The sequence below is a fragment of the Cytophagia bacterium CHB2 genome, from assembly GCA_030263535.1.
In the GTDB taxonomy this organism is placed as follows: Bacteria; Zhuqueibacterota; Zhuqueibacteria; order Zhuqueibacterales; family Zhuqueibacteraceae; genus Coneutiohabitans.
In genome coordinates this window covers 1-8,355 of the sequence record SZPB01000292.1, presented here as the reverse complement: position 1 = coordinate 8,355, position 8,355 = coordinate 1, and the positions used below count along the sequence as shown (strand labels likewise).

5 protein-coding genes are annotated in these 8,355 nt (G+C 53.3%); all 5 read left to right on the top strand.

The window, feature by feature from the left end; genetic code table 11:
- Nucleotides 1-1,551, top strand: a 1,551-nt coding sequence (locus tag FBQ85_22325) for a cation-translocating P-type ATPase (GenBank protein ID MDL1877877.1), incomplete at its 5' end; no start/stop codon positions are given.
- A 363-nt stretch (nt 1,552-1,914) separates the two neighbouring features.
- Nucleotides 1,915-2,148: a hypothetical protein gene (locus tag FBQ85_22320; GenBank protein ID MDL1877876.1), complete on the top strand. Its 234-nt coding sequence runs from the start codon at nt 1,915-1,917 to the stop codon at nt 2,146-2,148.
- 17 nt (nt 2,149-2,165) lie between these two features.
- Nucleotides 2,166-2,984, top strand: coding sequence for a T9SS type A sorting domain-containing protein (locus tag FBQ85_22315; protein MDL1877875.1), 819 nt, complete (start codon nt 2,166-2,168; stop codon nt 2,982-2,984).
- 334 nt (nt 2,985-3,318) lie between these two features.
- Nucleotides 3,319-7,590 carry a response regulator gene (locus FBQ85_22310; GenBank protein ID MDL1877874.1) on the top strand — a complete coding sequence of 1,424 codons (4,272 nt, stop codon included), beginning with the start codon at nt 3,319-3,321 and terminating at the stop codon, nt 7,588-7,590.
- Between the two features lie 211 nt (nt 7,591-7,801).
- Nucleotides 7,802-8,355, top strand: a 554-nt coding sequence (locus FBQ85_22305) for a DUF2207 domain-containing protein (protein ID MDL1877873.1), incomplete at its 3' end; no start/stop codon positions are given.

The following is an 8,355-nucleotide window of genomic DNA, read 5'->3' as shown; positions in this document are numbered from 1 at the left end:
AGTTGGACGGTGCTGGGTGATCCGACCGAAGGCGCGTTGATCGTTGCGGCGCGCAAAGCCGGGCTGGAGGCGGAGGCGCTCGACGCGCGATTTGATCGCGTCGGGGAAGTGCCGTTCTCCTCCGAGCGCAAGCTAATGAGCACGATTCACACCGACGCCGAGCAACAGGAACGTCTGCTCGTCTTCACCAAAGGCGCGCCGGACGTGCTGCTCGCGCGCTGTTCGAAAGAGTTGGTGGGCGAAGAGATGAAACCTTTGACGGCGGAACGCCGCGCGGAAATTTTGCGGACGAACGAGGAACTGGCCGGCGAAGCGCTGCGCACACTTGGAGTCGCGTTTCGCTCGCTGCCAAAGGACGCGCTACAAAGCAAGGAAGCTGATGAGCGCTTCGAGCAAGAGCTCGTTTTTTTGGGATTGATCGGCATGATTGATCCGCCGCGCGCGGAAGCAAAGGATGCGGTAGCGCGCGCCAAAGCGGCCGGCATTCGCCCAATTATGATTACCGGTGATCATCCCAAAACCGCCGCAGTCATTGCCGAAGAACTCGGTATTGTTCAAAACGGACGAGCGGTCACCGGTGCGGAGCTGGAGAAGATGCCGGAGGAAACGCTCGATCGCACCGTGAAAGAAGTGTCGGTTTACGCGCGGGTGAACCCCGAGCACAAGCTGCGCATCGTGCAGGCGTTGCGGCGTGAGGGCGCGACAGTGGCGATGACCGGCGATGGCGTCAATGATGCGCCCGCGTTGAAGACTGCGGATATCGGTGTGGCCATGGGCATTACTGGAACCGACGTTTCTAAACAAGCCGCAGACATGGTGCTGGCAGACGACAACTTCGCCACCATTGTCGCGGCGGTCGAAGAAGGGCGCGCGATCTTCTCGAACATCAGAAAATTTTTGCGCTATTTGCTTTCCTCAAACATCGGCGAAGTGATGACGATGTTTTTCGGCGTGCTGCTGGCGAGCGTGATCGGGTTGAAGGCGGAAGGCGCGAGCGCCATCGTGCTGCCGCTGCTCGCGACGCAAATCCTGTGGATCAATCTCGTGACCGACGGCGCGCCCGCGCTTGCGCTCGGTGTGGAGCCGGCGGATGCTGGGTTGATGAGTGTGCCGCCGCGCTCGCGGGATGAAGGCGTGATCACGCGCCACATGTGGTTCGGCATCTTCTTCGTCGGCGCGATCATGGCGGCAGGAACATTGCTTGTGCTCGATGCCAGCCTGCCTGGCGGATTGATCGAAGGCTCAGGCAATATGCGTTACGGCCAGACGATGGCTTTCACGACGCTGATGCTCTTTCAAATCTTCAACGTCTTCAACGCGCGTTCGGATGAGCGCAGCGCGTTCGCCGGACTGTTCTCGAACAAGCTGCTGTGGGGAGCGGTGCTCCTGTCGATTGCATTGCAAGTGGCAGTGATTTACACCCCGTTTCTGCAACAAACGTTTTCAACCGTGAGCTTGAGCTTCAGCGATTGGCTGCGCTGCGCCGCGGCGGCAAGCTCGGTGTTGTGGCTGCGTGAATTGAGCAAACGGATCTCCAAAACCAGGGTCTAACGAGCATATCGCAAGTGGCGAGCACCGAATGGCATTCAAGAAACCGCCCCGCCGGATTCGCAGAAACAGCCCGAACTAACTATGACCTGAAATTTGTATGATAAATTTTACCACCTCCGCCTGCATTTGATCCCCCCAGCGACGGAAGCAGTCTCAAAGCTGAAGTCGCATTTATGCGGCTTGCGTTTTTAGCCTGGAGATTTGTCCCCAGGCTGCCGCTTCTTCCCCAAGAGTCCTCATTTTCCTGCAAAATACGCCCTCAGTGTCAAACCTTGCGCCCGCAGTGTTAGACAAGGCCAGGTTTATTTTTCTATATTGGGTAGGGAGCAAAATTGCATGAATCGATCACACAAGGCGGAAATTATGAAATGTACCATCTTTTTCTGTACAATTTCACTGCTGCTCTTATTCGCCGGCAGTCCTGCCGGCGCTCAAGACCAGGCCGACCTTGAGGCAATCCATAAGCTCATTGACCAGTACGCCCGAACAGATGATACCGATGATTTAATTCGTCAAGCCAAGCTCATGAGTACCGACCGGGTCGTGATTGGGATCTTGATTGCTTTACAAGCCAATAATTTCAACAAACAAAAGTAAATAAAGAACGAAGGCTAATGAACGTGTTTCAGTTCAAATTCACGCTCAGTCACTTTATCAACCGAAAGGGAAAATCAGCCATGAACAGCAAAAGAAAACCAACGGCCCTGTTCTTTCTCGTTGCGATTACCATGATGGCCGCAAACGTTGCGGCGCAAGATGATTTGACCGGGACCTGGTTAGTCAAGGCAACAAATACGACTCTTGGTATTTCCTTTGAGTCTCTACGAACCTACCACGCCGGTGGGACCATGACGGAGGTAGCGAATGAACGGCCTCCTTCACCGGCGCACGGAGCGTGGGCGCGGCAGGGCAATGACTACGCAGATACCATGATGCTCTTTGTGCTTGATTCGACCGGAAATTTCATCGGCCGGGTGAGGGTGCGGTCTCGCATAACTCTCATTGGGCAGGATAGTCTCACCCAAACCTGGGAAGCGGAATTCATTTCGCCGGCAGGAATGGTCTCGCCGAATGCTTCGCAAGGAACAGGGCGAGGTTCTCGCATTCGCTTGCAAACCGTGACCGCGGTCAACGAAGCCCCTCATCATGCGCCGGCCTCTTTCGAGCTGCTGCAAAATTATCCCAACCCTTTCAATCCTTCCACGACGATTCGCTTTGAAGTGGCAAGGGCAACGTACGTCAATCTCAAAGTGCTCGACGCGTTGGGCCGCGAGGTGCGCACGCTGGTAGAGCGCAGTTACGGGCCGGGTTCATATTTCCAGGTATGGGATGGAAAAGACCACCGCAACATCTCCGCGCCCAGCGGCACTTATTTTCTGCGCATGAATGCCGGGGGATATGTTGATACAAAGAAGATGACGTTGATCAAATAAGCCGCTACCATCTAGCATGTGACTGGCATTTCCAAGCGCGTTTGGGTACCAGCCCAAACGCGCTATTTTTTCCTTCCTGTCTCCTTGAGATTCACTTGTATTCTCCCCATCAACCTCCCGCCATTTAAAAAATCCTTGCAATCCACCTTGCGTGGATTAGATTATTTTTTGCGCGCATTGGTTCAGTCAGCCTGATCAACAACACGAGTAAGGCTTGCTATTTTCTTTGGGAAAGGAAATGCCGTCAAAAATCCGGAAGATTTCGATTCTCTTGCCGGCGTAGCTGTTGCCGCCGGCGTTGCTCGCCCAATCAAGCACCACACCGGAATTTGTTGTGAAGCCGTTGCCACCGCTTCCGGAACGCCAAGCGCAGCGCAACGAGATGGCGATCCAGCGGCTGAATGCTTCGAACGGCCTGGCGGAAAACAGCGTCGAATGCATGCTGCAGGATCACCTGGGCTTTCTCTGGCTGGGCACCCAGAACGGCCTGCACAAATATGACGGCTACTCCTTCAAAGTCTACCTGCCGAACCCCGATGACCCCGGAAGTATTCGAAGCAGAAGTTTCCTCTATGGTTCGCAGGGGGTGGTCTACAGTTCGCTGGGGATGTTGTATGAAGATGCGGATAAGAATCTCTGGATTGGCGGCGATGGCGGACTGCATCGCTACCTGCGGGATTCCGACCGCTTTCAACACTATCCCCTGCAAGCTGGAGCTGAAAATCTCGAGCACTACAAAGTGGTCTATATTACCGGAGATCCCGCGAAGCGAAATAGACTCTGGGTGAGTGTTGAGGCGCGCGGACTTTACCAATTTGACCCGCTGTGGGAAACGCTGGTTCCGGTTGAGAGCATGAGTAATTTTTTTAACGGGACAGCCCGGCCTGAGGTTACCAGTATTGTTTGTGAAAACGATAGTATCCTTTGGGTGGGTACCAATGGAAGTGGTTTGTTGCGGGTCAATTTTGAAACGGAACGTGTGACGCATCATTTCATCCCCACTCCCGATCCTCATAGCATTAGTAGCAATAATATCTCGACGATATTTCAAGATCGCCAAGGTGCTTTGTGGATCAGCACTTTGGAAGCCGGGTTGAATAAACTTGTGCAACCGACCGCGGGTTCTTCCGTGAGACCTGCCGGTGGAGTTGACCGAACCGCGCTAACATTTACGCGCTATCAGCACGATCCCAATGATCCGCATAGTCTCAGCGACAATAATAGAATATCGTGCATCGATGAAGATGTCAACGGTGAGTTCTGGATCGTTGCTGGTATCCAGGGTACCTCTTCTAGCCAGCTTAATCGCTTTAACCCCAAAACCTCTCAGGTTACCCGGCATTCTATAGATCTGAGCAAGAATTTGGTGTCCGTGCTGGTTGATCGTTCCGGTCTCATTTGGGCCGGCAGTGCGACCGATGGCGTATTCAAGCTAAATCTCATGGCGCTGAAGTTCCCGCATTACACTATGCAGCCCGATGCGCCCATCAGTTTTTATGGAAAATATATTCGGGCCATCTGCGAAGATCGCAACGGCAATATCTGGCTGGGCAGCGAAATGGAGGGGCTTTACCGGCTCGATCGCCAAAACGGGGAGTACGCCTATTTTAGAAACGACCCGGCTCACCGTGACAGCTTGAGCGCCGGCCATGTTAATTGCATTATTGCAGACCGTCATGGCGCGATTTGGATAGGCTCCAATGATGGACTTCACAAGTTTGATCCTGGCAAGAAAGTCTTCAAGCGGTATCAACATGATCCGCAAAATCCCCACAGCCTCGCCGCAAATGGTGTCACCAGCATTCTTGAAGATCGCTCCGGCGTGTTGTGGGTAGGCAACTATACCGGCACGTTGCATCGCTTTGATCCGGCGACAGAGATCTTCACCCGCTATCGTGAATTTGCAGCGAATAGCGGCTGGTATTCCGGCGCCGGAATATTTGGTATCAGGGAAGACGATCAGGGCTTGCTCTGGTTGGGGACAAACGGAGACGGCTTAGTGAAGTTCGACCCTGCGATTGGCAAGCTGAAAGGCTTCAAAAAGAATTCATTTGACGATATCGCGGTCACCCGACCGCTCATTGACCGCGCGGGTCGGCTGTGGATTGGTGGTCTGGGTATTGGGGGATTGGCGCTGTTTGACCGGAAAACCGAAACCGTGACTAAAATCATTACGGAAGCCGACGGCTTGCTGTATGATTCTACATACGGGATTGAGGAAGACAGCCACGGCAATCTCTGGATCAGCTCGGCGCGGGGATTGAGCAAGTACAATCCCGATCGTGGCACGTTTCACCATTATTTTAAAGAGGACGGCCTGCAGGACAATGAATTTCGTTATTGGACGCATCATAAAAGTCATAGCGGCGAGGTGTTTTTCGGCGGACAGTACGGCTTCAACGCATTTTACCCGGACAGCATCAAAGACAGTGATTACGTGCCGCCGATAGTGTTCACGGATTTGCGGATCAATAACCGGCCTGTTGCCGTCGGCAAGGACTCGCCCGTGCGCAAAGATATTGCCGTGGCCGAGGAAATCATGCTGGCTTACGATCAAAACGATATTACGATCACGTTTGCCGCGCTGGATTTCAGCATGCCGGAACGCAATCTGTATTCTTTCAAATTGGAGAATTACGACGAAGATTGGCACGCCCCGAGCCAGGAGCGCACCGCGGTTTATACCAATCTCGATCCCGGCGAGTACGTGTTTCGCGCCAAAGGTACGAATTACGACGGCGTGTGGAATGAAGTGGGCGCTGCGGTCAGAGTGATCGTCAGTCCGCCGTGGTGGCGAACGTGGTGGGCGTACACATTTTATTTTGCAATTATCTTTGGATTCTTTTATGGTTTAAGGCGTTATGAACTAAACCGCCAGCAATGGAAACACGGACTGGAATTGGAGCGCGTTGAATCAGACAAACTGAAAGAGCTGGACAGCCTGAAGTCGCGTTTTTTTGCAAATATTTCGCACGAATTCCGCACGCCGCTGACATTGATTCTCGGGCCGATTGAAAATTTACGGCAACGCCTTGCCGACGATGAGGCCAAGCAAGAACTCGGCATGATGCAGCGCAACGGCCAGCGGTTGCTGCGTCTCATCAACCAATTGCTCGATCTCTCCCGCCTCGACGCCGGCAAGCTCAAGCTCGAAGCGCGTCCGGGTGATCTCCTCGCCTTTCTGAAGGGTGTTGTTTTCTCATTTGAATCACTGGCAAAGCAAAGGGGAATTGATCTGAAATTTCAAGCTCCGGAAAACCTGCCGAGGGTTTGCTTTGATGCGGACAAACTGGAGCAGGTGTTGGTCAACTTGCTCTCGAACGCGTTCAAGTTTACACCGGAAGGCGGAAAGATTATTGTTGCGATAAATTTGGAGAAAAAGCATTCACGCAAAGACCCAGAGACGCAAAGAATTCGCAAAGAAAATCCTTTGCGCGAAAGTGAGGAGGACTTCGCCATTATCACGGTGACGGACAACGGCAGCGGCATTTCCGCCGATCGCTTGCCGCGCATATTTGATCGCTTCTATACCACCGGCGAGGGTTATGCAAAAGATCATTCGGGCAGCGGGATTGGATCGGCTTTAACCAAAGAGTTGATAGAGCTGCATCACGGCGAGATTGCCGTGACGAGCGAGGTTGGAAAAGGCACGGCCTTCACCGTTCGCCTGCCGTTGGTTCCGGCTGGCAGTGACCAGGCAAGGCGCAATTGGCAAGGGGCAGGCGAGCAAGAAAGTCATGTCCCATTAATCCAACAATCCATCGATCCAACAATCCCGCAGCAAGCAACCAGTAACGAGCAACCAGAAACCAGTGACGAGCAACCAGCATCCAGCATCGAGCAACCAACCCTCCTCCTCGTCGAAGACAATGCCGATATGCGCGCTTACATCCGTAATCATGTGAAAGAAACGCATCGCGTTTTGGAGGCGGAAGATGGCGTCGATGGATTTAACACTGCTACGGAATTGCTTCCCGATTTGATCATTAGCGACGTGATGATGCCGAAGATGGACGGTTATCAATTGTGTGAAAAACTCAAAAACGACGAGCGCACCAGTCACATCCCCATCATTCTCCTCACCGCCAAATCTTCGGGCGAAAGCAAAGTTGAAGGCTTGGAATTGGGCGCGGACGATTATTTGATCAAGCCGTTCGATGCACGCGAGCTGCAAGTGCGGGTGAAGAATCTCATCGAACAGCGCCGGAAACTGCGCGAACGCTTTGCCACGTCGATCAAAGTAGAGCCGAAGGACATCACGGTTACGCCGAGGGATGCGCAATTCCTGCAGCGGGCGATGGACATTGTGGAAGCGAACATGAGCAACGAAGAGTTTAGCGTCGAGATATTCGGCAAGGAAATCGGCCTGAGCCGCAGCCAACTGCGCCGCAAGATTCAAGCGCTCACCGATCAATCGCCGACGGATTTTATTCTCACTCTCCGCCTCAAACGCGCCGCCCGGCTGCTGCAGCAACAAGCCGGCACAGTTTCGGAAATTGCTTATGAGGTTGGTTTCAACAATCTCTCTTATTTCGCCCGCGCGTTTAAAAAGCAGTTCGGGCACGCGCCTTCGGAATTTGCGCAAACGTATAATGCCCAAAGCTAACAAACGTACTCAGTACGTACAGATTTCTACCGGCGGCTGGGGAGAATGGCTGAGGCCGAGCTTTCTGCGAACGCACGCTGGCTCGAAGAGCTGGAATACGTCAACATCCAGCTCATTTACACGCTCCAGATGAGCAGGCCTGTCGCGTTCAAGCCCGTTTATTGAACTGAAGAATCATTGTTTCTGAATTGGAAAAAGGAGTTGGCACAGCATGATGAAACGAATTCTCTTTCTCCTCACCGTCGTGACTCTGTTGGCAAATGCTGCTGCGTTCGCCGCCAAGCGTTATACGATCGATGCGGTGCGTATTCATGCGGATGTTGATTCGACCGGCGGCGTGTGGATCAACGAGTCGCGTACCTACACGTTTAAAGGGAAGTTCTCCTTCGCGACCTACGAGCTGTCATTGCAGGGTATTCCGGAGATCTCGAACTTTGAAGTCAGCGAAGGCGGAAGCAAATATTCCGAAATCAATTCCAAAGATGAAGAACGGCCGGGGACTTTTTTCATCGAGCGGAAACAGGGTACTCTGCTTATGCACTGGAATTATGAGGCGCGCGATGAAACGCGAACTTTTGATTTGCGCTTTTATCTCAGGGGAGTCGCCGTGGCCCATGCCGATGTTGCGGAGTTCTATTATAAATTTGTCGGAACCGGATGGGATCGCCAGACAGCGAAGGTGGAAGTGACGGCGCAACTTCCCGGCGGCGTGCCGATCGCGGACATCAAAATTTGGGCGCACGGGCCTCTGCACGGAACGTGTGC

Excerpts from the sequence above, each read along its gene's own strand:
- FBQ85_22320 (MDL1877876.1), top strand. The coding sequence starts at position 1,915 with ATGAAATGTACCATCTTTTTCTGTACAATTTCACTGCTGCTCTTATTC.
- FBQ85_22315 (MDL1877875.1), top strand. The coding sequence starts at position 2,166 with ATGAACGTGTTTCAGTTCAAATTCACGCTCAGTCACTTTATCAACCGA.